Source organism: Oceanibaculum sp. (assembly GCF_022449305.1).
Classification (GTDB): Bacteria; Pseudomonadota; Alphaproteobacteria; order Oceanibaculales; family Oceanibaculaceae; genus Oceanibaculum; species Oceanibaculum indicum.
This window is the reverse complement of sequence record NZ_JAKUSO010000036.1, coordinates 1-26,865: the sequence shown is the minus strand read 5'-3', so window position 1 is coordinate 26,865 and position 26,865 is coordinate 1. Positions and strand designations below refer to the sequence as shown.

22 protein-coding genes are annotated in these 26,865 nt (G+C 66.2%); 10 read left to right on the top strand and 12 right to left on the bottom strand.

Annotated elements, in window-relative coordinates; genetic code table 11:
* The first annotated feature begins 4 nt into the window (after window positions 1–4).
* Entirely contained in the window at window positions 5–1,609 is a 1,605-nt protein-coding gene (locus MK313_RS11795) for a serine hydrolase domain-containing protein (RefSeq protein ID WP_287781782.1), read from the top strand.
* A gap of 60 nt (window positions 1,610–1,669) precedes the next feature.
* Complete coding sequence (locus MK313_RS11790) at window positions 1,670–2,116, top strand: GNAT family N-acetyltransferase (RefSeq protein ID WP_121221931.1); 447 nt, start codon at window positions 1,670–1,672, stop codon at window positions 2,114–2,116.
* A 20-nt stretch (window positions 2,117–2,136) separates the two neighbouring features.
* On the opposite strand, the gene fliL is transcribed toward MK313_RS11790, so the two are convergent.
* The 5 genes from fliL to MK313_RS11765 form a co-directional block, all read right to left on the bottom strand.
* Window positions 2,137–2,646 (bottom strand): flagellar basal body-associated protein FliL, encoded by a 510-nt coding sequence (gene fliL, locus MK313_RS11785; protein ID WP_008943869.1) that lies wholly within the window; start codon window positions 2,644–2,646, stop codon window positions 2,137–2,139.
* 27 nt (window positions 2,647–2,673) lie between these two features.
* Window positions 2,674–2,958: a hypothetical protein gene (locus MK313_RS11780; RefSeq protein ID WP_008943868.1), complete on the bottom strand. Its 285-nt coding sequence runs from the start codon at window positions 2,956–2,958 to the stop codon at window positions 2,674–2,676.
* A gap of 113 nt (window positions 2,959–3,071) precedes the next feature.
* On the bottom strand, window positions 3,072–4,859 hold the full coding sequence (locus MK313_RS11775; RefSeq protein WP_287781781.1) for a gamma-glutamyltransferase family protein: 1,788 nt from the start codon (window positions 4,857–4,859) through the stop codon (window positions 3,072–3,074).
* A gap of 364 nt (window positions 4,860–5,223) precedes the next feature.
* A complete protein-coding gene (locus MK313_RS11770) occupies window positions 5,224–5,583 on the bottom strand; it encodes a PilZ domain-containing protein (RefSeq protein ID WP_183078026.1) in 360 nt (119 codons plus the stop codon).
* A 43-nt stretch (window positions 5,584–5,626) separates the two neighbouring features.
* On the bottom strand, window positions 5,627–6,364 hold the full coding sequence (locus tag MK313_RS11765) for a type 1 glutamine amidotransferase (protein WP_287781779.1): 738 nt from the start codon (window positions 6,362–6,364) through the stop codon (window positions 5,627–5,629).
* A 174-nt stretch (window positions 6,365–6,538) separates the two neighbouring features.
* Between MK313_RS11765 and MK313_RS11760 the strand changes: the two genes are divergently transcribed.
* From MK313_RS11760 to MK313_RS11750, 3 genes are read left to right on the top strand one after another with little or no spacing between them, the layout of a single operon-like run.
* Complete coding sequence (locus MK313_RS11760) at window positions 6,539–6,805, top strand: hypothetical protein (protein ID WP_008943864.1); 267 nt, start codon at window positions 6,539–6,541, stop codon at window positions 6,803–6,805.
* 14 nt (window positions 6,806–6,819) lie between these two features.
* Window positions 6,820–7,602 carry an ABC transporter ATP-binding protein gene (locus tag MK313_RS11755; protein WP_287781777.1) on the top strand — a complete coding sequence of 261 codons (783 nt, stop codon included), beginning with the start codon at window positions 6,820–6,822 and terminating at the stop codon, window positions 7,600–7,602.
* The gene (locus MK313_RS11750) at window positions 7,599–8,384 is read left to right on the top strand and encodes a sulfotransferase (RefSeq protein ID WP_287781775.1); all 786 of its coding nucleotides are present in this window, start codon (window positions 7,599–7,601) and stop codon (window positions 8,382–8,384) included. Before MK313_RS11755 ends, MK313_RS11750 begins: the two co-directional genes overlap by 4 nt.
* On the opposite strand, the gene MK313_RS11745 is transcribed toward MK313_RS11750, so the two are convergent.
* The 5 genes from MK313_RS11745 to MK313_RS11725 all read right to left on the bottom strand — a co-directional run bounded on the left by MK313_RS11745 (window position 8,381) and on the right by MK313_RS11725 (window position 16,996).
* Window positions 8,381–11,965, bottom strand: coding sequence for an AsmA family protein (locus MK313_RS11745; protein WP_287781773.1), 3,585 nt, complete (start codon window positions 11,963–11,965; stop codon window positions 8,381–8,383). The two genes, MK313_RS11750 and MK313_RS11745, sit on opposite strands and share 4 nt — an antisense overlap.
* A gap of 101 nt (window positions 11,966–12,066) precedes the next feature.
* Entirely contained in the window at window positions 12,067–13,470 is a 1,404-nt protein-coding gene (locus tag MK313_RS11740; protein ID WP_287781771.1) for an FAD-binding oxidoreductase, read from the bottom strand.
* Between the two features lie 95 nt (window positions 13,471–13,565).
* Entirely contained in the window at window positions 13,566–15,359 is a 1,794-nt protein-coding gene (locus tag MK313_RS11735; protein ID WP_287781769.1) for a chloride channel protein, read from the bottom strand.
* 1 nt (window position 15,360) lies between these two features.
* Window positions 15,361–16,404, bottom strand: coding sequence for a GGDEF domain-containing protein (locus tag MK313_RS11730; RefSeq protein WP_287781767.1), 1,044 nt, complete (start codon window positions 16,402–16,404; stop codon window positions 15,361–15,363).
* A gap of 85 nt (window positions 16,405–16,489) precedes the next feature.
* Window positions 16,490–16,996 carry a thioesterase family protein gene (locus tag MK313_RS11725; RefSeq protein WP_287781765.1) on the bottom strand — a complete coding sequence of 169 codons (507 nt, stop codon included), beginning with the start codon at window positions 16,994–16,996 and terminating at the stop codon, window positions 16,490–16,492.
* A gap of 60 nt (window positions 16,997–17,056) precedes the next feature.
* Here MK313_RS11725 and MK313_RS11720 point away from each other — a divergent pair, with 60 nt between their 5' ends.
* Entirely contained in the window at window positions 17,057–18,001 is a 945-nt protein-coding gene (locus tag MK313_RS11720) for a hypothetical protein (RefSeq protein ID WP_287781763.1), read from the top strand.
* 99 nt (window positions 18,002–18,100) lie between these two features.
* Entirely contained in the window at window positions 18,101–19,852 is a 1,752-nt protein-coding gene (locus MK313_RS11715; RefSeq protein ID WP_287781761.1) for a tetratricopeptide repeat protein, read from the top strand.
* A gap of 21 nt (window positions 19,853–19,873) precedes the next feature.
* Here the strand turns inward: MK313_RS11715 and MK313_RS11710 are convergent, their stop codons facing one another.
* Window positions 19,874–20,485, bottom strand: coding sequence for a phospholipid-binding protein MlaC (locus MK313_RS11710; protein WP_008943854.1), 612 nt, complete (start codon window positions 20,483–20,485; stop codon window positions 19,874–19,876).
* 46 nt (window positions 20,486–20,531) lie between these two features.
* A complete protein-coding gene (locus tag MK313_RS11705; RefSeq protein WP_287781758.1) occupies window positions 20,532–21,302 on the bottom strand; it encodes a VacJ family lipoprotein in 771 nt (256 codons plus the stop codon).
* 437 nt (window positions 21,303–21,739) lie between these two features.
* Between MK313_RS11705 and MK313_RS11700 the strand changes: the two genes are divergently transcribed.
* The 3 genes from MK313_RS11700 to metH form a co-directional block, all read left to right on the top strand.
* Window positions 21,740–22,756: an ArsR/SmtB family transcription factor gene (locus tag MK313_RS11700; RefSeq protein ID WP_287781756.1), complete on the top strand. Its 1,017-nt coding sequence runs from the start codon at window positions 21,740–21,742 to the stop codon at window positions 22,754–22,756.
* Window positions 22,753–23,634 (top strand): methylenetetrahydrofolate reductase [NAD(P)H], encoded by an 882-nt coding sequence (gene metF / locus MK313_RS11695; protein WP_008943851.1) that lies wholly within the window; start codon window positions 22,753–22,755, stop codon window positions 23,632–23,634. Before MK313_RS11700 ends, metF begins: the two co-directional genes overlap by 4 nt.
* 22 nt (window positions 23,635–23,656) lie before the next feature.
* Window positions 23,657–26,865 (top strand): methionine synthase (gene metH, locus MK313_RS11690; RefSeq protein WP_287781753.1); only part of this gene is annotated, 3,209 nt, incomplete at its 3' end.

Genomic DNA, 26,865 nt, shown 5'->3' with positions numbered 1-26,865 from the left:
CGTCATGATCGCGGCGGTTGACGCCCTTCTCGAACGATGGACGCGGCCGGGCTCGCCCGGCTGCGCCGTCGCCATCGTCCGGGACGGCGAAGTGCTGCACCAGCGCGGCTATGGCCTTGCCCATGTCGAGCTGGACGTGCCGAACGCAGCGGACACGGTGTTCCGAATCGCCTCCATCTCCAAGCAGTTTACCTGCCTCGCCGTGCTGCTGCTGGCGCGGGACGGCAAGCTGTCGGTCGAGGACGAGGTGCGCCGGCACCTGCCGGAACTGCCGGATTATGGCGCGCCGCTGCGCATCCGCCATCTGATGAGCAGTACCGGCGGGCTGCGCGATTCGCTGGAGGCCTTCCGCCTGACCGGCATCACACTGATGGACCGGCGCAGTGTCGCAGAAATGCTGGCCATCATCCTGCGGCAGGAAGCCACCAACTTCCCGCCCGGCAGTGCCTATCTCTATTCCAATGCCGGCTATGTGCTGCTGAGCATCCTGATCGAGCGGCTGTCGGGCATGAGCCTGCGCGCTTTTCTCGATGCCCGCATCTTCAGGCCGCTGGGGATGGCCTCGACCGCCCTGCTGCCCTTCGATGTCGAGCCTTTCCCGCGCCGCGCCCAGGGCTATGCGCCGGTCGAGGGCGCGCTGTGGCGCACCGGCAGCGGCTTCGAGCTGTGCGGCGAAGGCGGCATGGTGTCCTCGCTGGAGGACATGATCCGCTGGACCGGCATCTGGGGAAGCGGGACATATCCTGACCTCGACCCCCTCCTCCATCTCGCCGATCCGGTGCCGCTGACCGGCGGCGGCCATGCCCGTTATGGCTATGGCTTCATGGTGGAGCGCTATCGCGGCCTGTCCGCACTTGGGCATAGCGGCCTGCTGCCCGGCTTCACCTCCAACATCCTGCATATCCCGGAACGTCGGCTGAGCATCATCTGCCTGTCTAATTCGCTGGGGGTGAATGCCTATCTAACCACGCGGCTGGTGGCCGATCTCGTGCCCGGAATCGACTTCCCGGAACCGCCGCTCGCCCTGCCTGATCCGGCGCTGGTCAGCCGGCTGGCGAAAGCCGGCCCCTATGTCGATGAGGAGTCGGGCGCCGCCCTTACCCTCAGCGATGTCGAGGGCCGGCTGGGGGCCACCCGTTTCGGCACGCCCTTCACCCTGGCCAACAGCGATGGCGGCACGGCCTATACAGTGTTCCAGGGCGGCTATGACGTCGTCTCGGCCGAGATCGCGGAGGCGCCTTCCCTCAGCATCCGCCTGACCCGCGTCGATGGCGGCGTTGAAACCTACCGGCCGGTCGCCTCCGGCCCGACCGGTGCTGAAAATCTTGGCGACTATGCCGGCCGCTACCGCAGCGCCGAGCTGATGAGCGACTGGGTGATCGAACGCACCGGCGACGGGCTTGCCGTGCGCATCGAAGGACCGCGCGGACCAGCACTGCCCTGTCCGCTGGACCCCACCCGTCCCGACCTGCTGACCGCGCGGATCGGCTGGTTCGGTGCGCAATTCCGCGACGCGCTGCGCTTCCAGCGGAAGGACGGACGCATCACCGGCTTCACCCTGAATGCCGGGCGCAGCCGGGGCATCCGCTTTGTCGCGGTGACAAACTAGGGCTTTTCCCTGTGTTTGCCGGGCGCTAGCGTGCCTGCTCCAGCCAAGGGAGAATGCGAAATGTCCGTGACCATCGACCGCCTGAAGGACAGCGACAAGGCCGACTGGCGCCGGCTCTATAATGGCTATGCCGCCTTCTACAAGATGCCGATGACGGACAAGACGGCGGAGCGTGTCTGGGGCTGGCTGCACGATGCCGACCATGTGCAGGAGGCGCTGGTCGCCCGCGATGCCACCGGTCGTGTGATTGGCCTCGCCCATTTCCGCGCCATGCCGAGCCCGCTGCGCGGCGCCTATGCCGGTTTCCTGGACGATCTGTTCGTCGATCCCGATGTGCGCGGCAGCGGCGCTGCCGACAAGCTGCTGGACGCGCTGAACGCGATTGCCGCGGAGCGCGGCTGGCCGGTCATCCGCTGGATCACCGCCGACAATAACTACCGGGCACGCGGCGTCTATGACCGCAAGGCGACGCGCAGCATGTGGATCACCTATGAGATGAAGCCCTGAGGGGGATGAAGCCCTAAGCGCTACTGCACCCGAACCCGGGTCAGGTGCACGCCCAGAAGATTGAGATTCGGCAGGACCCGCTTGATCTCCTCGGCCAGCTTGCTGCGCAGATTGTTCAGCTGGCTCGGGTCGGAATAATTCTGCAACGGCTGCTCGCTCAGCAGCATGTTGATGGAATCGCGCAGCCGCGCATCGCCCGCCTTCACGATGGCGTTCTGTTCCTGGCTGCTGAGCTGCAGGCTGATCGTCACCATCACGACCCTCGGCTCGCCGTTTTCGGTCCGCAGCGTCAGGATGAAATCCGAAAGCGACGTGTAGTGCCCGCCGCTCAGCTTGGGCGGTGGCGGGGCTTCCTGAGTAGCGGTGGGCGCCGCCGTCTTCTTGCCGCCGATCATGCCGGTGAGGAACAGCCCCGCCGCAGCGCCCACGATCAGCAGAATGGGCAGCAGGATCAGCAGGATCAGCTTGCCGACCGGAAGCTTCTTTACTTCCGGCGCGCCGCCAGCCTCGGTACCGAGTTCATCGCTCATGGGGTCAGGATACAGGCTTCAGCATTATCAAGCCATGCCGTCCGGCAGGTCTTCTGCCAGTGCTTCCGCCATCTCCTCCACCGACTGCCCCTTGGCCAGATACTGGGCGACAAGATCGTCCACGCGATCCGATATCTCCCGCTTGATCTCGCCGGACAGCGTGTCGAAGGAGGCCTGCGCCAGCATGATGTCCACATACTCGTCCGATTCGACGGCGCGCAGCACGTCGCGATACAGCTCGCTGTTGGCACCCACCACATCGGCGATGCTCTTCGCAAGCAGGGCAAGCGCGGGATTACTCGTCGCCGCCATCGGATGGTCTCGCTATAGCCGTATTATGATTACGGCCAGTATCCGCGAAGGGCACAGGCAAGGCAATCGCTAGCGACCGCCCTGTCCGCCAATTTTACCCCTGCAATTTCGGCTCAGCGACCGACGGCATAACCCTGCATGCCGCGCGGATTGGCGGCTGCCTTCACCAGCCCGTCCGTCTGTGCTGCCGCCGTCAGCCGGCCTTCCGACCAGTCGCCGCCCACGGTGACTTCATGCCCGCGCCGGCGCAGTTCCTCGACCGTCGCCGCCGGAATCCGGCCCTCGACCTGGACATGGTTCCACTTCGCCGCGCGCGGCCAGAAGGAATTCACCAGATGATCGACATGCAGCGCCGGGCAGTCGATGGATTCCTGCAGGTTCATGCCGTGATGCGCGTGATGCAGGAACAGCAGCGCGGACCATTGCGGCTGCTGGTCGCCGCCCGGCGTGCCGAAGGCCATGTAGGGCTCGCCATCGCGCAGCGCCATGTTGGCGGTCAGCGTGGTGCGCGGCCGGCGCTTCGGCGCCAGCGCGGCGGCCGACTGCTCGTTCAGCCAGAACATCTGCATGCGGTTGGTGAGGCAGAAGCCCAGTTCCGGGATGGTCGGGCTGGATTGCAGCCAGCCGCCGCTGGGCGTGGCGGAAACCATGTTGCCCCAGCGGTCGATGATGTCGAAATGGCAGGTATCGCCCGCAGTGTTGCCGTCGCGTCGCACGGTCGGCTCGCCGATGGAGAATTTGGCGTATTCCGGCGCGCGGCCCAGGCGCTTGTGCGCCTCCGTATCCATCCAGCGGGTGAGGCCCGGCACGCTGCCCGGCAGCGGCTCCTTCGAGGCGGTATCGCCGATCAGCTTGCGGCGTTCGGCGTTGTAAGGCTCCGACAGCAGCGCCTCCATCGGCACCTCGACCTGCGCCGAATCGGCGTAGAACGCCTCGCGGTCGGCCATCGCCAGCTTCATCGTCTCGATGAACAGATGCAGGAAGTCCGGGCCGGTCGGGTCGGTCTTGTCGAGGTCGTAGCCCTTCAGGAGGGCCAGCTGCTGCGCCAGCACCGGCCCCTGGCTCCAGGGCGGAATGACGCCGACCGTATAGCGGCCATAGTCGATAGTCGTCGGCTTCTCCTTGTTCGCCTGCCAGGACGCCATGTCCTCGGCGGTCAGGATGCCCTTGTTGCGCCGGCCGGAATCGTCGATCGCGGCGGTCGAGGCGCAGAATTTCTCGATGGCCTCGGCCACGAAGCCCTTGTACCAGGTGGCGCGCGCCGCCTCGATCTGCTTCACGCGGTCGCCGCCGGCGGCCTTCGCCTCGGCCAGCACGCGCTTGTACATCTCCGCCATCTTCACATTGCGGAAGATGCTGCCCGGCTGCGGCGCTTTGCCGTCCTTCAGATAAAGCGCGGCGGAGGTGGTCCATTCGGTGGCGAACAGCTCGCGCACCGTATCCACCGTCTTGGTGATGTTCGGCACCACCGGATAGCCATTCTCCGCCATCGCGATGGCAGGGGTCAGCACCTCCTCCAGCGTCATCGTGCCGTGGTCGCGCAGCATCAGCATCCAGGCATCGAAGGCGCCAGGCACGGTGGCGGCCAGCAGGCCGGTACCGGGCACCAGGTCGAATCCCAGCGAGCGGTAATAGTCCATTGTGGCAGCGGCGGGAGAGACGCCCTGGCCGCAGATCACCTCCATCGCGCCGACCTTGCGGTCATACAGGAGGATCGGCACCTCGCCGCCCGGACCGTTCAGATGCGGTTCCACGACCTGCAGGGCGAAGCCGGTCGCCACGCCGGCGTCGAAGGCGTTGCCGCCCTTTTCCAGGATCGCCATGCCGGTGGCGCTGGCCAGCCAGTGGGTGGAGGCAACGACACCGAAGGTGCCGAGAATTTCCGGGCGGGTGGTGAACATGTGGTGCGGGCTCCCTTGCATAGCGAAGGAGACTTCATAGCCCTGCGCCCGGCCCGTGTGAAGGCCCGCCGCCCGCAGGGCTGCCCAGATGCGGGGAGGGCCCAAAAAGAAATCGGGCGGTGCCAGCGGGGAATTGGCACCGCCCGAGGGGGCTTTGGGTCATGGCCGCTTGGGGAAGGGGTTTCCGTGCGGCCTAATCGCAGACGCCGGAGGGGCTGTGTTGGCGTCTACAATCTAAATATTATGTCTAATCATGTCGAAAATAAGAGGCCCTTGGGGCAGTTCTGCGACAAAGCGCGGATTCGTGCCAAAGGCACTATTCACATTCCTGTGAAGAGCTGGCCTGCAAACGACCGGTCAGCCGTCAGCCGGCCTGCCCATCGGCCACCGGGCGCGCATGCAACCCGCGCAGCCAGACCGAGACAATGGCCCCCGCCCCTTCGGACAGGAAGCGGACGCGCGTTCCCTCCGCATCGTTGGCGATGACCTGCGCGCTGACCCGCATCGTCGAACCGGGATGATAGATTTCGATCTCCTGCCCCGGCTCGATGCTCAGGGGCGGGATCAGCAGCGCGCCACCAGCCGACACATCGGTGATCTCCGCATCGCGACCGGCATTGCTCTGATGCAGGATCTCGACACTGGCACTGACAGGATAGCGGGGATGCCGCCGCCGGTTCGTCAGGCGCGTTGCGCGAAACAGCGACCTCACCCGTTCCATCATTCGGCTCGTATCCCGTGTTCCGTATTGCGGATAGAGTTTCGCATTACGCGGATTTGCGCAAGCCATCGCGTTGCCGCACCCGCGCCGCAAGCTCCAGCCAACGGACGGCGACCGTGTCGGCAAAACCCAGCGAGGCCTCCAGATGCGCCTCCATCTCGCGCTGCAGGCGCTGCACCGGATCGGCCCCGCCATTGGCGGCAAGCGAGGCCGGCTCGACCGCCCAGCGGTCCAGGATGTCGCGCGTCACCTCGATATGGCACTGAAAGGCATAGGCACTCTCGCCCACCCGGTAGGCCTGGTTGCGGCAGCCCTCACCCGTCATCAGCAGCACCGCCTCGTCCGGCAACTCGAACGTATCCTCATGAAACTCCATGAGATGCGGCGTGGCCGGCAGGCCGGCGAACAGCGGGTCGGCCCGGCCCGCCTCCGTCAGGGACAGCGGATGGAAGCCGAACTCGACATGGCTGTGGCGATGGACCCGCTTGCCGAAAACCCGGGCCATAAGCTGCGAGCCGAGACAGATGCCGAGCAGCGGCTTGCCGGCCTCATGGAATCCGCGCAGCAGCGGCAGCAGCTCGGCGTAATAGGGGTTGCCGGCATCGTCGGCGGCACTTTGCGCCCCGCCGAGGATCAACGCGCCATCGAAGGGATCGTGACCGGCGGGCAGCTTCTCACCCGCCAGCGGATGCACCTCATGCAGGGTGGCGCCGCGGGCGAGCATGCTGTCGCCAAGCTGGCCGGGCGGCGAGCCGGGATAGTTCTGCACGACGAGAATATTCATGACATCCCTTCTGGTATCCGTTCCGGATAACCGTGCCGCAGCTTACACCCGCGCACCTGACAGACGATAGCCGCGCAGCGAAAACCGGGTCTGCAATCGCCGACCCTTCAATTTCCGGGCTTTTGCAGGCATAATCTCGCTTGAGCGTCGCGCCCGGCGGCGAAGGAGAGAGCGATGGCGATCAACCCTACCGGCCCCCGCATCGGCGGCCAGGCATCAGGCCAGGCCGGCAACCGGATTCAGCGCGGCCAGGGCGCGCAGCCGCGCCCGGACGCCCTGCTGGAAGGCCCGCGCGAACGACCGCAGCGCCGTTCCATCCTGCGTACCGCCATTGACGATACCGAGATTGGCCGGCAGCTTGCCCGGCTGGGGCGCCTGCTGGCGGCCGACGAGATCGATATGGACGCCCCGCGCGGTTCCTATCTGAATTTCCTGGTCTGATATTTCAAGTAACGATGGGCAGGCTTGAGATCGCCGGCGTCAGCCGGATCTTTCGCGGACGCGACGGCACGGTCGAGGCGCTGCGCCCGGTCGATCTTACCGTCGGCGAGGGCGAGTTCGTGGCGCTGCTCGGCCCCTCGGGCTGCGGTAAGTCCACCCTCCTGCGCATGGCGGCCGGTCTGGACCATCCCGATGGCGGGGCCATCCTGCTGGATGGACAGCCGGTCGAGAAGCCGGGACCGGAGCGTGGCATGGTGTTCCAGCAGCCGGCCCTCTACCCCTGGCTGACCGTGCGCGACAATGTCGCCTTCGGCCTGATCGAGCAGGGCATCAGCCGCAACGACGCCCGGCGGCGGGCCGACGAACTGCTGGCCCAGATCGGGCTGGAGAATTTTGCCGGGCACTATCCGAAGGCGCTGTCCGGCGGGATGCAGCAGCGCGTCGCCCTGGCCCGCGCGCTGGCGCCCGACCCCAGCGTGATGCTGCTGGACGAACCGTTCGGCGCGCTCGACACGCAGACCCGCAGCCTGATGCAGGAACTGCTGCTGGCAGTGTGGGAGCGCAACCGCAAGACCGTGCTGTTCGTCACCCATGACATCGAGGAGGCAATCTTCCTGGCCGGCCGTGTCGTCGTGCTGACCGCGCGGCCCGGTACGATCAAGGCAGAAATCCCCATCGACCTGCCGCGGCCGCGCGACTACCACATCCGCACCACGCCTGAATTCTCTGCCCTGAAGGCGCGGCTGACCGACCTGGTGCGCGACGAGAGCCTGCGCGCGGCGGAACTGGCGGTATGACGGCCTCCGCATCGGGCCCTGTCCTTATCGGCGCGACCGGCGGTTCCGGCACACGAGCCATCCGCGAGGCGCTGGTCGCCGTCGGCTTCTTCATGGGCACGACAGTGAACCATGCCGGCGATCTGCGCCATGCACCGCCGGTGCTGGACCGCCTCATCAACCCGGTGCTGGAACAGACCGGCAGTCTCGACTACCAGCTGGAAGACCTGCCGGATGCGCTGGTTGCAACCGGTCTCGACGGGCTGCGTGGGGTTGCCGCCAAAGTCCTGGAGGAAGGCAGCCAGCCGACCCTGTGGGGCTGGAAGAATCCCCGCATGATGTTCGTTCTGCCCTTCCTGGCCGAGGCCTTGCCCGGCCTGCGCTTCATCCATGTCGTGCGCGACGGGCGCGACATCGCGCTTTCCGACAACCGACAGCAGATCGACCGACATTTCGCCGCACGGTACGGCCATCCGGCACCCGACGAGCCGGACGCGCTGGCGCTGGCCGCGATCCGCTTCTGGTCGGAAACCAACCTGGAAGCGCTGGCCTGCGGCGAGGCCTTGCTGGGAGAGCGGTACCATTTGCTGCGCCTGGAAGACGCAACGGCGCCGGACAGCCCGGCGCTGGCCGAATTGCTGCGGCAGCTACACCCCGTTATCGACGCAGACAGCCTCGCCGCCGCGCAGCAGGCCGTCGCACACCGGCCCGGCCATGGGCGCTGGCGCGACCTGCCCGCCGACAGCCTGGCCGCGCTGGAAGAGGCCGGCAGGCCCGGCCTCGCCCGGTTCGGGTATCTCTAGCGCTTCAGCAATTCCGGAATGATCTGGCGCAGCTTGTCAGCCGGCGTGGCGGGCGAGGCCGGTGCGGTCTGAGTACCGCTGCTGTCCTGCTGCTGTGGCGGCAGCAGGCGCATCAGCCCACGCTCCACCGCACGCTGGACCAGGAACGCCTCCAGCTCCCGCGTGCGCAGATTGACCGCCGGATCGGCAAGCGGTCCGGTGATCGTGGCGCTGAAGGGCGGCGCGCTGGGGTGCCGGGTCAGGGTGAAGGCCGCCGTCGCGTCCACCTGCTGGCGCGGCAGGTCGGCGATGCCCGTCACCTTGCCTTCGCCGGCGCTGGCGACCAGCTGGGTATCCTCGGTGCGGGCCACGCCATCGGTGATGGTGAAGCTGCCATCCAGACGCTGGAACGGGGTTTCGCCGCCGGCAAAGGCGGCACGCGCGAGCGTCAGGAAGGCCGCCGCATCGTTCAGCTCCTCCAGCCGGTCACTGATGCTCTGCAGGTCGAAGCCCTCCGCCACGCCTTCGCGCACAGCAAACCGGCCATTGCCGGCCAGTGAGGAGACCATGGCTGCCTCGCTCTGGCCCCGCCCGTTCACCTGCATGTCGAAATCCAGCAGCCCCCGCACACGCGGCGGCTGGCCGGCGGCGGTGGTCGCCGCGCGCAGATCGGCGTTACGCACCTGGAACTCGGCCCGAACGGTTGGCATATCGGCCGCGACCAGCCGGCCATTCATGCCGATGCTGCCGCCGAACATGGTGCCGTTGATCTTGCTGATATCCAGCACGCCATCCTGCAGGGCAACCAGCGCCAGCACATCCTCCACCCGGTAGGCGTCATAGAGGACGGTCCTGGCGGTGGCGGTCAGCTCCGCATCGACGCTGCGCAGGGCGGTCAGGCGCAACGGCTCAGCCGACCAGCCGCCGCCGGAAACCGGCAGCGGGACGGGCGCCGCCGGCCTTGCATCGCCACCGCCGCGTGCGGGATCGGGAAGCCAGGGTTCGAGCTGGATTTCGCCCGCATCGAGCTTGGCGGTGATCTTCGGGCGTGCGGCAGAGAGCGAGACGGCAGCATTGCCCGTCGCCTCCACCGTTCCTGCCCGCAGCTTCAGGTCGCCCAGCGTGAAGGCCGCAGCATTGCCGGCGAGCCGCCCGGTGACTTCCAGCGGCCGGTCGCGGGTGCCGCCGGGCCGGTAGTCGGGCGCGAAGATGCGCAGGAAGCGCACCGCATTGCCGTGCCGCAGATCGAGCGCAAGCGCGAAAGTCGGCGAGGGCGCGAAGGGATTGACGTCGCCTTCCATGGTGAACATGCCGCCGGCGGCCTCGATCCGCCCGTTCACCGCCATCGCGTCGGTATCGCCGCTTTTCGCCGTCAGCCAGAGCCGGAAATCCTCCAGCGCCGGTCCGGCCTCCGGGTCGCGCCCCAGCAGCGTCTTCAGAAGCTTGCCGAAATCGGGATGGCTGCCTTCCGCAACCAGGTCGATCTTCGGCGGAAACTGGGCCAGCGCCATGCCGCCGGTCACCTTCACCTGCCCGCCAGCCGCCGTCAGCGTGGTATCGATGTCGAAGGCTTCCGGCGTGCCGGCAAGCCGGCCGGACAGTTCCAGCCGGCCAAGCTGCGCCGGGTTCGGCACCGTCGGCACGTTCAGCAGCTGCAGGAGGCGGGCGGGCTCGCGCGCCTCCAGCTTGAAGCCCAAATCGCCCGCAGACGCCCCTTCGCGCGCGGTCAGCGTGCCGCCGAGACCGACACGCGCGCCGGCGAAATCGGCCACCGCCGCTTCCCGCACATAGGCCACGCCATCGCGCACGGTGGCGTCCAGATTGATGTCGCGCAGCTGCTGGCCGCGCAGCGTGACATGGCCGACCGTCAGCTTCACCTCGGCGTCGAAGCTCTTCAGGAATTCGAGGGGCGGCGGCGGCGCCTCGTTATTGGTGCGCGGCATCTGTTCCGGCACGACGGGGCCGGGCAGCAAGGCGGGCGGCTGCACGGCGTAGCCATCGAGATTGATCCGGTCGAGCGACAGCGACAGGCCGACAAAGGGCCTGCCGGCAAACCGATAGCTGGCGCTGCCGGCCAGCTTGCTGGCATCGACGCGCAGGTCGAGATTGGCCAGGCGCAGTTCCGAGGAATCGACGACAAGGTCGGTCTGCAGCGACAGGCTGCGCAGGCGCTCCGCCGGCACATCCGGCAGACCTAGCTGCAACCAGACCGCCAGATCGCGCATGCTTGTCGCCGTCAGTTCGGCAGATCCTTCAAAGCGTGTCCCGGTATCGCCGGGCCCGGAGGTGGCAACGCCATAGAGGCTGGCCTCGGCCCCGCCTGGAAGCTGTGCCGACAGCTGGTTCAGCGCCAGGCGGCCATCCTGTACCGCGACATTGCCGCGCACCTGCCGGACCAGCCGGCCGCGATAATCGATCGCGTCCACGGTCAGATCCAGCGTCAGGTTGAAGCCGGACGGGATCGCCGGCAGGGCGAAGGGTATGGCCTGACCGGCCTGCTGGCCCTGAGAAGACTGGCCTTGCCCCTGAGCCTGCCCCTGGCGCTGACCGGAGCGCTGCGCAGCCCCGGCGCCGGATTGCGCCGCCATCATCCGGTCCAGATCGAAACGGCCAACCTCCAGCACCGCATCGACCGAGGGCGTGCCCTCCAGCCTGATGTTAACCGCGCCGGTGGCCTGCGCTTCGCCAAGCGCCAGACGCATATCGTCCAGCGCCACGGCCTGCGGCGTCGCCGACAGGGTGGCGCGCAATGACCCTGTCTGGCGCAGCAGCGGCAGGACGGCACCGTCACGGGAAGCCGTGGCGGCCAGGGCCAGCACATCCGGCGAGTCCAGTTCCAGCTTGCCGGTCAGCCGCGGCTCCGCACCGCCCTGCATCGCGCCCGACAGGACCAGCGTGCCGCGATCCGCGAGGCCAAGGTTCATAAAGACCGGCGCCGGCTTGCCGGGAAGGCCGATCCGCCCGACCGACGCCTCGATCGTCGCCGGCACGCCCTGATAGGCAAGGTTCCCCTTCGCCTGATACGGCCCCTGCAGGGACTGCGCGTTCAGCGACAGGGACAGCTTGTCGAAGCGCTGCTCTGCCCCGTCGGCGGCGCGATAGAGCAGCGTGCCATTTTCGATGCGCACATCGTCCAGCGTGACACTGGTTCCACCATCGCCCGTGAAGGCCGAATCGCCCGCCGTCTCGTCCGGGATATCCGATGCCTGCTGCGGGACCGTGAAGTCCCAGCTGCGCCGGCCATCGGGCAGTTCCTCCAGCGCAATGAAGGGCTCGACCAGAACAAGGCGCTTCACCTCGATGTCACCGGTCAGCAGAGGGCGCAAGGCGACCTCGACATCCAGCGCCTTCACGCGCACCAGATCGGGTGACGAGGCGCCTTCCAGATTGCGCAGGCGCACGCCGCCGACAGACAGGGTGGGCGTGGGCAGGATCGACAGGCCGATATCGCCCTCAATGACGAGGTCGCGGCCGGTCGCCTCGCGCACGGCCTCGGCGATGCGCGGCTTGTACCCGTTCCAGTCCACCAGCGACGGCACAAGGAAGACCGCCGCCAGCAGCAACACCGCTACAACGCCCAGCCCGATCAGAACCCTACGCACCCTGCCTCCTATGAACATCGCGCCGGAAAACGCGCCCTGCGTCCGGCAAATCTTGTAAATTCCAGCTTATCCGCGGCCTATGGCCGTTTCGTGGCGCGGGTTCAGAGCCGGATGATCTTGCCGGGATTCATCAGATTATCGGGGTCCAGCGCCAGCTTGATCTGGCGCATGATACTGACAGCCTCACCAGCCTCGGCGACCAGGAAATCCATCTTGCCATAGCCGACACCATGCTCGCCGGTGCAGGTCCCTTCCATCGCCAGGGCGCGCATGACCATGCGGTCGTTCAGCACCTTGGCCTGCTCCAGCTCTTCCGGGCTATCCGGGTCGATCACATAGACCAGGTGGAAATTGCCATCGCCAACATGGCCGACCAGCGGTGCCAGCATGCCCGAAGCCGCGATGTCCTTCTTGGTCTCCAGAATGCATTCGGCAAGGCGCGAGATCGGCACGCAGACGTCGGTCGGCCAGCCTTTCGCGCCGGGGCGCAGCGACAACGCCGCGTAATAGGCCTTGTGCCGCGCCTCCCACAGCGCCGTGCGGTCCTCGGACTTGGTCGCCCATTTGAAGTCGGTACCGCCGAAATCGGCGGCGATTGCCTTCACCATCTCCACCTGCTCGGCCACGCCCGCCTCGGTGCCATGGAACTCGAAGAACAGCGTTGGCGCGGTCTGATAGCCTTCCAGCTTCGAATAGGCGATGCAGGCGCCCATCTGCACCTCGTCCAGCAGCTCGATGCGGGCCACCGGAATGCCGGACTGGATGGTCAGGATGACGCTGTTCACGGCACCCTCCATGTCCGGGAAGGCGCAGACGGCGGAGGATATCTGCTCCGGCACGCCATAGAGCCGGACCGCCACTTCGGTAATGATGCCGAGCGTGCCCTCGGAGCCGACGAACAGGCGCGTCAGATCGTAGCCGGCAGCGGATTTCTTGGAGCGGCGCGCGGTCTTGATGATACGTCCGTCCGCCGTCACCACGGTCAGCGACAGCACATTCTCGCGCATCGTGCCGTAGCGCACCGCGTTGGTGCCGGACGCGCGGGTCGCCGCCATACCGCCTAGCGAGGCGTCGGCGCCGGGATCAATGGGGAAGAACAGGCCGGTATCGCGCAGATGCTCGTTCAGCTGCTTGCGCGTCACCCCGGCCTGAACGCGGCAATCCATGTCGGCCGTATTGACCTCCAGGATGCGGTTCATCTGGCTGACATCGATGGTGATGCCGCCCTGCAGCGCCGCCACACCGCCCTCCAGCGAGGTGCCGGTGCCGAACGGGATCATCGGCACCTTGTGCGCGGCGCAGATCTTCACGATGGAGGAGACTTCCTCGGTCGATTGCGCGAAGGCGACCGCATCGGGCGCCATGACCGGATGATAGCTCTCGTCCTTGCCGTGCTGTTCCAGCACCGCCGGCGCCATCGACAGCCGGTCGCCCAGCAGCGCCTTAAGCTCCGCAATCGCCTCGGCGATATGCACGTCATTCCGTCGGATCGCCTCGGCGCCCATCCTGCCCTCGTTTGCCAGACTGCCTGAAAGAGGCGAAAACCCTAGAGCGAGTCGGGCAGAATGAGAAGCGATTCCGTGCGCAGACGCCTCATGCGTCAGTTCTCGGCCCGCTCGCCATGTTCCTCGGCACGCAGCTTGATCAGCGCCCGGTTATAGGCCCGCATGACGTCCCGTTCGTGCAGGCAGCCAGCCAGCCGCCGGCCATGCCGGGTCTCGACCACCGGCAGCAGCCCTTCCTCGACCTGGGAAAACAGCTTCACCGCCGCCTCCAGCGTATCGTCCGCGGTCAGGAAGGGTGGGTCGGCGCGCATCGCCTCGCCTGCCGTCGGCGCCTTGCCGGGCTTGCCGTCGAACGCCGCCGCGCCAAGGTCCGCCAGCGTCAGAATGCCGATCAGCCGGCCCTCCTTCACCACGAACAGTTCGGCCTGCGGCGCCTTCAGCAGGTGATTGCGCACCTCGACGATGTCGTCTTCCGGGGCCACCACCTCGTGATCACGGCGCAGCAGCCGGCGGACCCTGATCTCCTGCAGCACGCCGACCTCGTGCCCGCCCTTGATCGACAGGCCGCGCTTGGCCAGCTGCCAGGTGAAGTAGCTGTGGCCCAGCAGCGACCGCGTGGCCAGGCTGGACACCGCCACCGCGACCATTGCCGCGATGGTGATCTCGTAATCGCCGGTCATCTCGAACAGCATCAGCACGGTGGAAATCGGCGCGCCCAGCACCGCCCCCGATACCGCCGCCATGCCGACCAGCGTGTAGGCCCCCGTCCCCGCCGCATGCTGCGGGAAGGGCATCGCCGCAACGATGCCGAAGGCGCCGCCCAGCATCGCCCCCAGGAACAGCGACGGGCTGAACACGCCGCCCGGAAAGCCACCGCCCAGCGACAACGCCGTGGCCGCCATCTTCGCCGCCAGCAGCGCCACCAGCAGCCAGAAGCCGTACTGCGCCTGGATCGCGCGCTCCGTCGCCTCGTAGCCGACGCCCATCACCTCCGGCAGGATCAGGCCGATCAGCCCGACCGAGAAGCCCGCCGCGACGATGGCGGCCAGCTTCGGCACCCGGAAGCGCTGCACGCCCCATTCCCCCCAATCGACGCTGCGCACGAAGATGATGGCGACCGCCGCCGCGCACAGACCCAGCAGGATGAAGGCGGGATATTCCAGCGCCGAGACTTCCGCCGTGCCGGGAATGAAGAAGGCCGGGTAATCGCCGTAATGAATGCGGGTCACGATGGCGCCGATGACCGAGGCGATGACGATAGGCGCGAAGGCCTGCAAGCCATAATGGCCGATCACCACCTCCAGCGCGAAGAAGGCGCCGGCCATCGGGGCGTTGAAGGAGGCCGCTACAGCCGAGGCGACACCGCAGCCCAGCAGAGTGCGCACGCTGGACCGGCCAAGCCGGAAACGGCGCGACAGCCAGCTTGCGGTGGTCGCCCCCAGATGCACCGCCGGCCCTTCCCGGCCAACCGAGGCCCCGCTGCCGATGGAGATCGAACACAGCACGGCGCTGAGCAGGCCCGATCCGCCATCGATACGCCCGCCGCGCAGCGCGCTGGCCTCGATTACATCGGGTACGCCCCGCGCCCGCCCGCCGGGCATGGCGTAGCGGATCAGCAGGCCGATCAGCAGACCGCCCAGGGTCGGCGCCAGCAGCGTGCGCCACCAGGGCTGCTCCCGCAGCAGGGTTGCGATGCTCTCCCCGCGAAACCCCAGGAACCCGGACTGGAAAAGCTGGATCGCCTCGCGGAACAGGATGGCGCCGAACGCCGCCAGCACACCGATCGCCACCGACAGGATCGACAGGCGGACATGATCCTGGCGGAGGAAACGCCGCGCCCGAAGAACGATCAGCCGAGGGCGCCAGCGGAAGGCGGGAAGCCTCAACATCTCAAAATGCGTTCCGGTCCGGATCGTTCATCTGCTCTTCGGTGACGACCTTGTTGCGGCCGGTCCGCTTGGCGACATAAAGCGCCTCGTCGGCGCGGTCGATCAGCGCGGGAATCGGCTCACCCTTCTGATACAGCGCAACGCCGATGCAGGTGGTGATCGCGCCCAGCTCGACCTTGCTGTCGCGGCGGACGATGCGCCGCGTGGCGATGGTCTTGCGGATGCGGTCGCCGATCTCCGCCGCCTCCGCCAGATCGGCATTCGGCAGGATGACGGCAAACTCCTCCCCGCCGAAACGGGCGGGCAGGTCGCCATCGCGGATGCAGTCGCGCAGGGTGCGCCCGACCAGCTTCAGCACCTGGTCGCCCATCTGGTGACCATAGAGGTCGTTGAACTTCTTGAAGTGATCGATGTCGGCCAGGATCAGGCACAGCGGCTTGCCATCGACCTCCGCCGCGGCGACGGCTTCCCGCAACGTCGCATCGAAGCGTTTGCGGTTGGCGATGTTCGTCAGACCGTCGGTCTGCGCATCGCGCTGGATCGCCTCCATGTCGCGGCGCAGGATGACCACCTGTTCGGTGGATTTCTGCAGGTCTCGCTCCAGCACCTCATTGCGCTTCTGCATCACGCCGGTCTGTTCGATCAGGGCGGAGATCAGCGTCTCGATATTCCGCACACCGGCATCGCCACCGAGCGCTTCCGATGTGTCCTGCAGGAAAGCGGCGTAGCCGGCGACATTGGTCTTGGCGGTACTGATCTTGGACAGCACCTCCTGCAGGATGCGTTCGGTGCCGGCTGCCGCGCCCAGCGTGATCTTGCGCTGGTCGCCACCGAAGAAACGCGCATAAAGCTCATCATTATGCTGCTCGTCGAACGGCTCCGCATCCTGGATGCGCTTGTCCACCAACCGGGTCAGGTCGCCATAGGTGTCCGAATGGTAATGGAACCAGATGGTGAAGTTTTCCGGCGAGGGCGGAATACCGTGCTGGCGCATCGATTCGAAGGCCGCATTGGCAAATTCCTGGGTCTGCAAGATTGACGTCACTGACACTCCGACCGCTCCCCTTCCATCCGCCACCACTTTGGCGAAGTCCTACACGGCTCTACTCTAGCGTTTCCGCCGCCGGTTTCTAGCGTGGACGTCGCTGGCCGATGCCGATGGACCGGCCAACCTCCGGCGGCAGGGTTCGTTCGGCGGCTTTTTGCTCCAATTCCATCAATCCGGCAAGAATGGGGGCCGGAAACGGTGCGCTGCGCCGGCTCTGCATGTCCATATGCAGGATCATCATCTCGCAGGTCGCCGCCTGCGCGCCGTCCGAGGCCCGCTCCATGCGCTCGAACAGATGCAGCTTCTTGCCGTCGATGCCGAGCACGCGCGTCTCCACGCGGAAGGCCTCTCCCTCGAGCAGTTCCTGGCCATAGGTCAGGTGCGTCTCGACGACGAAAATGCCGCTCTGATGTTCGGCCCGATAGGCGCGGGTAAAGCCGATGGCATCGGTGAAATCGTCCAGTGCCTTGTCGAACGCCATCAGATAATAGGCGAGGTTCATGTGGCCGTTATTGTCGATCCATTCCGGCAGCACCGTACCGTGATGGAGCGTGCCAGGCGTAGAGCCGGCAGTCGTCAGATCAGTCATATCGGCTATGCTAGGGCGTGCTTGCCGGCCTGCCTAGCGTGAACCTACACTCGCCCCATCATGATCACCCGCTTCCTCGCGTCGCTTGGCCGGCGTGCCCCCCTCATCCTTGCGCTTGGCATCTTCATCGGGTTGGCCCTGCCGGACCTGGCCGCCTTCGTCCGTCCGCTGCTGACGCCCAGCGTGTTCTGCATGCTGGTCATCACCATGCTGCGCATCGACTGGCCGACCGTCGGCGGGCACATGCGCAGCCCGGCGCGGCTGACCCTGTCGCTGGGCTGGGTCATGATCCTGTGCCCGGCAGTCATGGCGCTGCTGGTCGCCCCGCTGGACCTGCCGCCGGGGCTGAAGATGGCGATGGTGCTGTATGCCGCCGCCCCGCCGCTGCTGACCGCGCCGGCACTGGCGCTGTTCGCCGGGCTGGACGGTGCGCTGGCGCTGATCGTCGTGGTCGCCGCGATGTTCATCTATCCGGTGGTGCTGCCGTCGCTGGCCTTCGCCCTGCTGGGGATCGACCTCGCGGTCGGCGCCATCGACCTGATGCTGCGCCTGGCGCTGCTGATCGGCGGCGCCTTCGGCCTTGCCATGCTGATCCGCCTGCGCGCCGGGACACCGCGCATAGCTGAGCTGAAGCACCATCTGGATGGCGGGCTGGTGGTGCTGATGATCATCTTCGCCATCGCCACCATGGACGGCATCGCCGCGCGCGCCATCGCCGAACCAGCCTTCGTCGCCACCTTCGTGGCCGCCGTCTTTGCCGTCAATCTCGGCCTCCAGGCATTGACTATGCTGGGCTTCTGGCGGCTGGATGCAATTCCGCGCACCACCCTCGGCCTTGTCGCGGGCAACCGCAACCTGGCGTTGCTGACTGCCGCTCTGGGCAGCGCGGTCGATCCTGACCTGTTCCTCTATTTCGCTATCGGCCAGTTGCCGATATATCTGCTTCCCATGCTGCTGCTGCCGGTCTATCGCTGGTTGACCAGGCCACGGACGATGGCAAGCTAGGAAAAGAAAATTATATAAAATTTTTCCTTTTAATCCGATGGTGCCTGCCTATAGAAATCTGGTCAGCACCAAAACGGTGTTGTAGCCGAGGATGAGTCGTTGAGATCACCCGCCCGCCGGTCGGCCCGCCAGAAAAGACGGAACAGGTTGGTGCGCCGCTCGCTGATGTTCAGCGGGGCGCTCGCGGCGGCTGGCAGCAGCTATTTCCTGACGCTCGGCAAGCCCGAGACCTATCAGCATATCGTCGCCGGGGCGACCTTCCTGCTCGGTTGCGGCAGCATTCTCGTCGATGTGGTGACGACACGCGGCCTGGAACGCGAGGGCGGCATCGACGCGCTGATGAGCGGCGGCAAGCTGAGTACCGGCCTGCAATCCGCCGCCGGGCGCAGCTGGGTGCAGGGCGAGGGCGCGAAGCTGCTGGAACATGACACCGAAGCCAGCAGCTTCTATGAGGAGGCCCTCTCCCAGTTCAAGGAGAGCGAGGACGAGCTTGGCATTGCGCAGGTGCTTGTCGGCCGCGCCGAGCTGACGATGGCCAGGGGCAATCTGGCCGAGGCGCAGACCCTGTATCAGCAGGCGCTGGATGGGCTGCCCGAGGGAAAGCTGCACCAGGAACGCGGCGCCATCCTGCAGGCACTGGGCGATATCGCCTATTTCGGTAATGCGCTGGACGAAGCTGCCCAGCGCTATGTCGAGGCGCGGGCCAGCTACAAGCAGGCCGGCGACTATATGGGCGAAGGCAATGTGCTGATCGGCATCGGCGAAGTGGCGGTGAAGCAGCTGAAGCAGGAGGATGCCGCCGCCAGCTTCGACCAGGCACGCATCAGCTTCGCGCAGAGCGGCGACAAGCTGGGCGAGGCGCATGCGCTGACCCGCCGGGCCGATCTCTCGCGCGAGAAGCGGGACATGCCCGACGCCCAGGTGCGCTACGAGCGGGCAATCAGCCTCTACCGCCGCTGCGGCGACTTCGTCGGCGAGGGTGTGGTCCGCATCGTCATGTACGAGCTGCTGCGCATGATGGAACGCCAGATGGAAGCCCGCACCAGCCTGCTGAATGGCGCCGCGCTGATGCAGCGCGCCGGGCGGCGCATCGGCGACGGCTCGCTATTGTCCGGACGTGGCGACCTGCGCCGGGCACCGGGCCGGTTCGAGCAGGCGCGGCAGATCGGGGCGGCGGCCTCCGGCATGCTGACCGACCCGAAGGAAAAGGCCGATCTGGCACGGCTGCTGATCGGGCTGGGCGAAATGGAACGCATGCTGGGCCGGCTGAACGAGGCCTCGCAGCATTTTGACCGCGCGGTAAAGCTGGCCCACGACGCCCAGGACAAGGGGCTGATCGGCGACGCGATGAAAGGCCAGGGGCAGATCCACCGGCTGCGCAACAATCAGCGCCAGGCCCGCCAGCTGTTCAAGGATGCCTATGGCTTCTACAGCTCGGCCGGCGACACCAAGGATCAGGCCCAGACGCTGCTGGCGATGGGGCAGACCGAGTTCCTGATGGAAAATACCGATGGCGCCCGGGTGACCTTTGCCTATGCCCGCAGCTTCTACGAACAGCTGGGCGACGGGGCCGGCGCGGGGGCAGCGCTGCGCGCCATCGGCGACCTCGAATCGAAGTCGGGACGGCTGGCCGCCGCGATGGAGGCCTATACCGAGGCACGAAACTTCTACCAGCAGATCGGCGATGCGCTGGCCGAGGCGGACTGCCTGTTCATGCTGGGTATGATGAATGTCGGCTCGGACAATATGACGGCGGCGGCCCTGCTGGCCGCCTCCGGTCGTGTCTATCGCGTGGTAGGCGTGCCGAACTGGCAGCGCCGGGCGAACAGCTACGCCTCACGCATCCGGTAGGTAAGGCGGATCAGGGAAGCGTCAGGCTTTCCCCAGCCGTTCGCGCATCACCTTCAGCAACGCTTCGATATTGCCGCCGCCCGACTGGATCACCGAGGCGAAGTCGGAGCGCTGGGTGACGCTCATGCTCACCCCCTCCACCACGACATCGACGATCTTGAAGTCCTTGCCCTGCCCCAGCAGGCGCCAGGTTACCGCCACCGGGCCGCCGGTCGGGCGCTGGATCACGCTGTCGACCAGGATGAAATCCTCGCCATCCTTCCGCGCCTTCTCGACCGCGATCGTCTCGCCCGAATAGTCGGAGAAGCGACGCGCATAGGTGCGGATGATGCTTTCCTCGAACAGCTTCAGATATTCGTCGCGCTGCTCGGGCGTCGCCACGCGCCAGTAACGCCCCAGCACGAAGCGCCCGATACCCGGCACATCGAAATTATCGTTCAGCAGGCTGCGGAACTGCCGCAGCCGCGCCTCCTCGTCCTGCTGGGTGGCGGCAATCGTGCTGACGGCCTTGTCGCCGAGGGTCTGGATGAACCCCTTGGCGGCATCGACGCCATCGGCGAGAGCGGTCCCGGCTGACAAGCCAATGGCCATGAAGACGGCAAGAACCGTCGTCCTGAAAGAAATCGCGGTCATCCGTTCAACCCTGTTGTCTCGTTGCCTTGATAAAACGGCGCAGAGGCTATTTTGTGGCAGCGTCCTTGCCACCCGGCACGTAATCGCGGAACGGCGATGTGGCCGAACCGCCATCTGTGCCGCGATTATTGCGGATTTCCACATCACGGCGCTGCCGGTACAAGCTGCGGATCGCCGCGTAATAATCGAAATTATTGGCCTTCACATCGTCCAGCGCCTCGATGCTGCGCGCGCGGGCATCGACGGCATTGGCGGCGGCACGGGAATAGCCGATCCACTCACGGTCGGTGTTCCAGGCGTACCAGTTCAGCGGATCCAGCACCATGTCCACGGCGAGGCCCACCGCGTCGCGCGGGTTCGACGGGCCGATCAGCGGCAGCACCAGATAGGGGCCTTCCGGCACGCCATAAACGGCGAGGGTCTGGCCGAAATCCTCACTGTGCTTCTCATAGCCCTCAAGCGCGGCGACATCGTAAAGGCCGGCCGAGAAACTGTTCAGGAAGAAGCGCTTGCTGGTCACGCCGGCGCGCTCCCACTCGCCCTGGAAGACATCGTTGGCCAAGATGACCGGGCTGGTGAGATAGTCCACAAGGTTGCGGACCATGTCCTTGCCCGGCTCCGGCATCCAGTCGCGGTAGGTCACCGCCACCGGGCGCAGCACGAAGGTATCGACCGTCTCGTTCAGCGCGAACACGAACCGGTTGGGAATCTCCAGCGGATCGTTCGCCTCAGCGCGCCCCTCGTCGGCCATGTTCGCGCAACCGGCCAACAGGCCAACGGCGAGAAGACCGGACAGCGCGGTCGCCCTGCCTGCCAAGAAACGCCACGTCCCAAGCGTCATGCCTACTGCCTCATTTCCAAAACGAGCGGCCATCGGTACCGCCTTTTAGCACCCTACTGTGATGCTCCTCGCAAAGACAGCGTCGGCAATCCTGCCGGCGCTGTCTTTTTGTCCATTGAGACCTTTTATCAGTCCCGGACTATTGCCTCAAATTACCTTTTGTAACGAACTGTTTCGGTTCGCACACAGAAAAGCAGGTAGCACAGACAGCCCCCATGTCCAATGTCAGCCGGGGAACAGCGGAAGAGATTCCGTCACAGGTGTTGCAGAAATAGCGCTTTACCAGCATACCGTTGCAGGATTTGCCGCTTTCTTAATCGACAGTGCGCAACAGTCGCCGGCGCAGAATCCAGTTGACGCTAAAATATAAATATATCTTTATGTCTGTATCTTTTATGTGAACTGGAACACGCATGGCGCAGCCCCGTCTTCGCCCGGATATCGATATTGAAAGCACCGCCGCCCTGTCGGCGGATTTCCTGCTGGAAGGGCTGCGCGCCGCCGCGGAGCCAACCCGCCTGCGCCTGCTGGCGCTGTGCGCGCGGGCAGAACTGACCGTCAGCGACCTGATGCAGATCGTCGGGCAGAGCCAGCCGCGCGTCTCGCGCCATCTGAAGCTGCTGTGCGAGGCCGGCCTGCTGGTGCGCGTGCGTGAAGGCACCTGGGCCTATTACCGTCTGGCGCAAACCGGGCCAGGCGCGCAACTGGGCGAAACGCTGACCGGGCTGGTGCCCGACGCCGACCCGCTGTTCGCATTGGATGCCGAACGGCTGGACGCGATCAAGCGCGGGCGCGCCGAGGCCGCCGCCGCCTATTTCCGCCGCAATGCCGCCGAATGGCACAAGCTGCGCGCGCTGCACGCCGACCCCCGCGAGGTCGAGCGCAAGCTGCTCTCCCTGCTGCCGCCGGACGGCATTGGCGACCTGCTCGATATCGGCACCGGTACCGGCCGCATCCTCGATCTCTATGGCCCGGGCGTCGGCCATGCGATGGGCATCGACCAGTCCCGCGAGATGCTGGCGGTCGCCCGCGTCAATCTGGAGAATCGCGGCCTGTCGAACTGTGCGGTGCGCCAGGCGGACATGTACCAGCTGCCGCTGAACGGGGCGTCGGTCGATGCCGCGATCCTGCACATGGTGCTGCATTATGCCGAGCGGCCGGGCGAGGTGCTGGCCGAGGCAGCCCGCGTGCTGCGTCCCGGCGGCCGCCTGCTGGTGGTGGATTTTACACCGCACAAGGAGCTTGACCTGCTGAAGGAACACGCCCATCGCTGGCCCGGCTTCGCCAATGAGGAAATCACCAGCTGGTGCAGCGCCGCGGGTCTGACTGTCAGCACCGTGGACAGCCTTTCCGGCACGCCGCTGACCGTCGGCTTCTGGCTGGCGCAGAAACCACCCGCATTACAAAGTATCCAAGGAAACCGGCCATGAGCGGGAACCTGTCTTTCGAATTCTTCCCGCCGAAGACCGAGGCAATGGAGGAGTCGCTGTGGCGGGCGATCCAGCGTCTCGCCCTGCTGCGTCCTAATTTCGTCTCCGTGACCTATGGCGCCGGCGGCTCGACCCGCGAGCGTACCCATGCCACCGTCGCGCGCCTGCTGGCCGAGACCGACCTCGTGCCGGCCTCGCACCTGACCTGCGTGAATGCCAGCCGGGACGAGCTGGATACGGTCGCCCGCTCCTACTGGGATATCGGCGTGCGGCATATCGTGGCGCTGCGCGGCGACGCGCCGGGCGACACACCGGGCAGCCTCGGCCCCTACACGCCGCGCGCCGATGGTTATGCCTATGCCAGCGATCTGGTAAGTGGCCTGCGGCGGATCGCCGATTTCGAGATCAGCGTCGCCGCCTATCCCGAACGCCATCCGGAATCCACCAGCCTGCAGGCCGACCTCGACAATCTGAAGCGCAAGATCGACGCCGGGGCGACCCGCGCCATCACCCAGTTCTTCTTCGAGGCCGACACCTATTGCCGGTTCCTGGAAAACGCCCGCAAGGCCGGCATCACCGTGCCGATCGTGCCGGGCATCCTGCCGGTGACCAATTTCGGCCAGGTCTGCAAATTCGCCAAAGCCTGCGGCGCGGCCGTGCCGGCCTGGATGGGCGGCCTGTTCGAGGGTCTGGACAACGAACCCGACACGCGCCAGCTCGTCGCCGCCACCGTCGCGGTGAAGTTGTGCGAGAAGCTGCGTGAAAACGGGGTCGAGGATTTCCACTTCTATACGCTGAACCGGGCCGAGCTGACGCTGGCGATCTGCCGCGTGCTGGGGCTTGGTGCGCGAACTGCGGCACCAGCCCCGGTTGCGTGAACGACAAAAAAGGAATTGGGGAATGTCACGCTTTCTGAAGGCACTGGAAGAGCGGGTCCTGCTGGGCGACGGCGCCATGGGCACCCGCGTGCAGGCAGCCGACCTGGATGTCGATAAGGATTATCTCGGCTGCGAGAACTGCACCGAAATCCTGAACCGCAGCCGCGCCGACCTGGTGCGCGACATTCATGCGGGCTATCTGGAGGCCGGCTCCGACGCGGTGCAGACCAACAGCTTCGGCGGCTCGCCGATCACGCTGGCGGAATTCGACCTGCAGGACGAGGCGTTCGAGCTGAACCGCACGGCCGGCATCCTGGCGCGCGAAGCCATTGAGCGCTTCAAGGATGACGGGCGCGAGCGTTTCGTGCTGGGCTCCATCGGCCCCGGCACCAAACTGCCCTCGCTCGGCCATATCGCCTATCAGCCGCTGGAAGACGCCTTCGCCCTGCAATCGGCCGGGCTGATCGCGGGCGGCATCGACGCGTTCCTGATCGAGACCTGCCAGGACCCGCTGCAGGTGAAGGCCGCGGTGAACGGCGCCAAGCGCGCCAACCGCGAGGCCAAGGCCGACATCCCGATCATGGTGCAGGTGACGGTGGAAACCACCGGCACCATGCTGGTCGGCACCGATATCGCCGCCGCCGCCACCATCATCGATGCGCTGGACGTGCCGGTGATCGGCCTGAACTGCGCCACCGGCCCGCAGGAAATGGCCGAGCATGTGCACTGGCTGGCGGAGAACTGGCACGGCCGCATTTCGATCCAGCCCAATGCCGGCTTGCCGGAGCTGGTCGATGGCCAGACCGTCTATCCGCTGGCCGCACCCGAACTGGCGACCTGGCTGGAGCGTTTCCTGCGTGAGGACGGCATCAGCTTCGTCGGCGGCTGCTGCGGCACGCAGATCGAGCATATCCAGGCGCTGGACGCCATGCTGCGCCGGCTGGCGGCGGAGGAAGGCGGCAGCCATCACCGCCCGCGCCCGAAGACCCGCAGCCCGCTCTGGACGCCGTCCGTCGCCTCGCTCTATGGCCCCGTGGCGCTCCGGCAGGAGAATGCCTTCTTCGCCATCGGTGAGCGCTGCAACGCCAACGGCTCCAAGAAATTCCGCGAGCTGCAGGATTCCGGCGACTGGGACGGCTGCGTCGAGATGGGCCGCGACCAGGTGCGCGAGGGTAGCCACTCGCTGGATGTCTGCACCGCCTTCGTCGGCCGCGACGAGGTGGCCGACATGACCGAGGTGGTCAGCCGGATGCGCGGCTCCGTCGATTCGCCGCTGGTCATCGATTCGACCGAGCTGATCGTGCTGGAAGCGGCGCTGAAGCTCTATGGCGGCAAGGCGATCCTGAACTCGATCAATTTCGAGGATGGCGAGGAGCCGGCGGAAAAGCGCATGGAACTCGCCCGGCGCTTCGGTACCGCGGTGATCGCGCTGACCATCGACGAGGAAGGCATGGCCAAGACCGTCGAGCGCAAGGTGGAGGTTGCCAAGCGCCTGCACGACTTCGCCTGCGTGAAGCACGGGCTGCCGGCCTCCGACCTGATGTTCGACCCGCTGACCTTCACCATCTGCACCGGCAACGAGGATGACCGCAAGCTGGGGCTGTGGACGCTCGAAGCCATCGAGCGCATCGCGCAGGAACTGCCGGATTGCCAGATCGTGCTGGGCCTTTCCAACATCTCCTTCGGCCTCAACCCGGCGGCCCGCCATGTGCTGAACTCGGTGTTCCTCGATCATGCGGTGAAGCGCGGCATGACCGGCGCCATCGTGCATGTCTCGAAGATCATGCCGCTGCACCAGATCCCCGAGAATGAGGTGAAGGCCGCCGAGGATCTGATCTTTGACCGCCGCGCGGAGGGCCATGACCCGCTGCAGGCCTTCATGGCGCTGTTCGAGGGACGGCAGTCCGCCGCCAAGGTGGAGAAGAAGCGCGCCGAGACGGTCGAGGAACGGCTGAAGGAACGCATCATCGACGGCGACCGCAAGGGGCTGGACGACGACCTCGCCGAGGCGATGAAGTCGCATCCGCCGCTCGACATCATCAACACCTACCTGCTGGACGGCATGAAGGTGGTGGGCGAGCTGTTCGGCGCCGGCAAGATGCAGCTGCCCTTCGTGCTGCAATCGGCGGAGACGATGAAGGCCGCCGTCGCCTATCTGGAACCGCATATGGAGCGGGTGGAAGGCCAGGAAAAAGGCACCATCGTGCTGGCCACGGTGAAGGGCGACGTGCACGATATCGGCAAGAATCTGGTCGATATCATCCTCACCAACAATGGCTACAAGGTCGTCAATCTGGGCATCAAGCAGCCCATCGCGACGATCATCCAGGCCGCCGAGGAGCATAAGGCCGACGCCATCGGCATGTCCGGCCTGCTGGTGAAATCGACCGTCATCATGCGCGAGAATCTGGAGGAGATGACCCGCCTCGGCATGAAGACGCCGGTGATGCTGGGCGGTGCCGCGCTGACCCGCAACTATGTCGAGACCGACTGCGCGCAATCCTACGGCACCGGCCAGGTCGCCTATGCCCGCGATGCCTTCGACGGTCTCAACCTGATGAACAAGGTCATCGATGGCGGCTTCGACGCCTTCCTGCAGGAAGAGCGGGAGAAGCGCACCAGCCGCGCCACCAGCTCACGCGCGCCGGGCAAGACCTCCAAGGCCGCGAACGACGATGCGCTGGACAAGGACGCCGCCCGCGCCCGCCGCCATGCGCTGGCCGACGGCGTGAAGGTGCCTGAGCCGCCCTTCTGGGGTTCCCGCGTCATCGCCCGCGTGCCGGTGCGCACGGTGCTGGCCTATCTGAACGAGATGACGCTGTACCAGTTCCAGTGGGGCTTCCGCAAAAGCGGCCGCACCCGCGCGCAATATCGCAAATATGCCGAGCAGGAGCTGAAGCCGATCCTGAAGCGCGTGCTGGAGACTTGCGAGCAGGAGGATATCCTGGTGCCGCAGGCGGTCTATGGCTACTGGCAGGCCGCCGCCGAGGGTAATGATGTTGTGCTGTTCGGCGAGAATGGCGGCACCGAGGTCTGCCGCTTCAAGCTGCCGCGCCAGGCCGGCCCGGACGGCAAGTGCCTCAGCGACTATTTCCGAGATATCGACGATGCCGAGCGCGACGTGATCGGCCTGCAGGTCGTCACCATGGGCTCCAAGGCCTCCGACATCGCGCGCGACTGGTTCGAGGGCAACCGCTACCAGGACTATCTCTACCTGCACGGCCTGTCGGT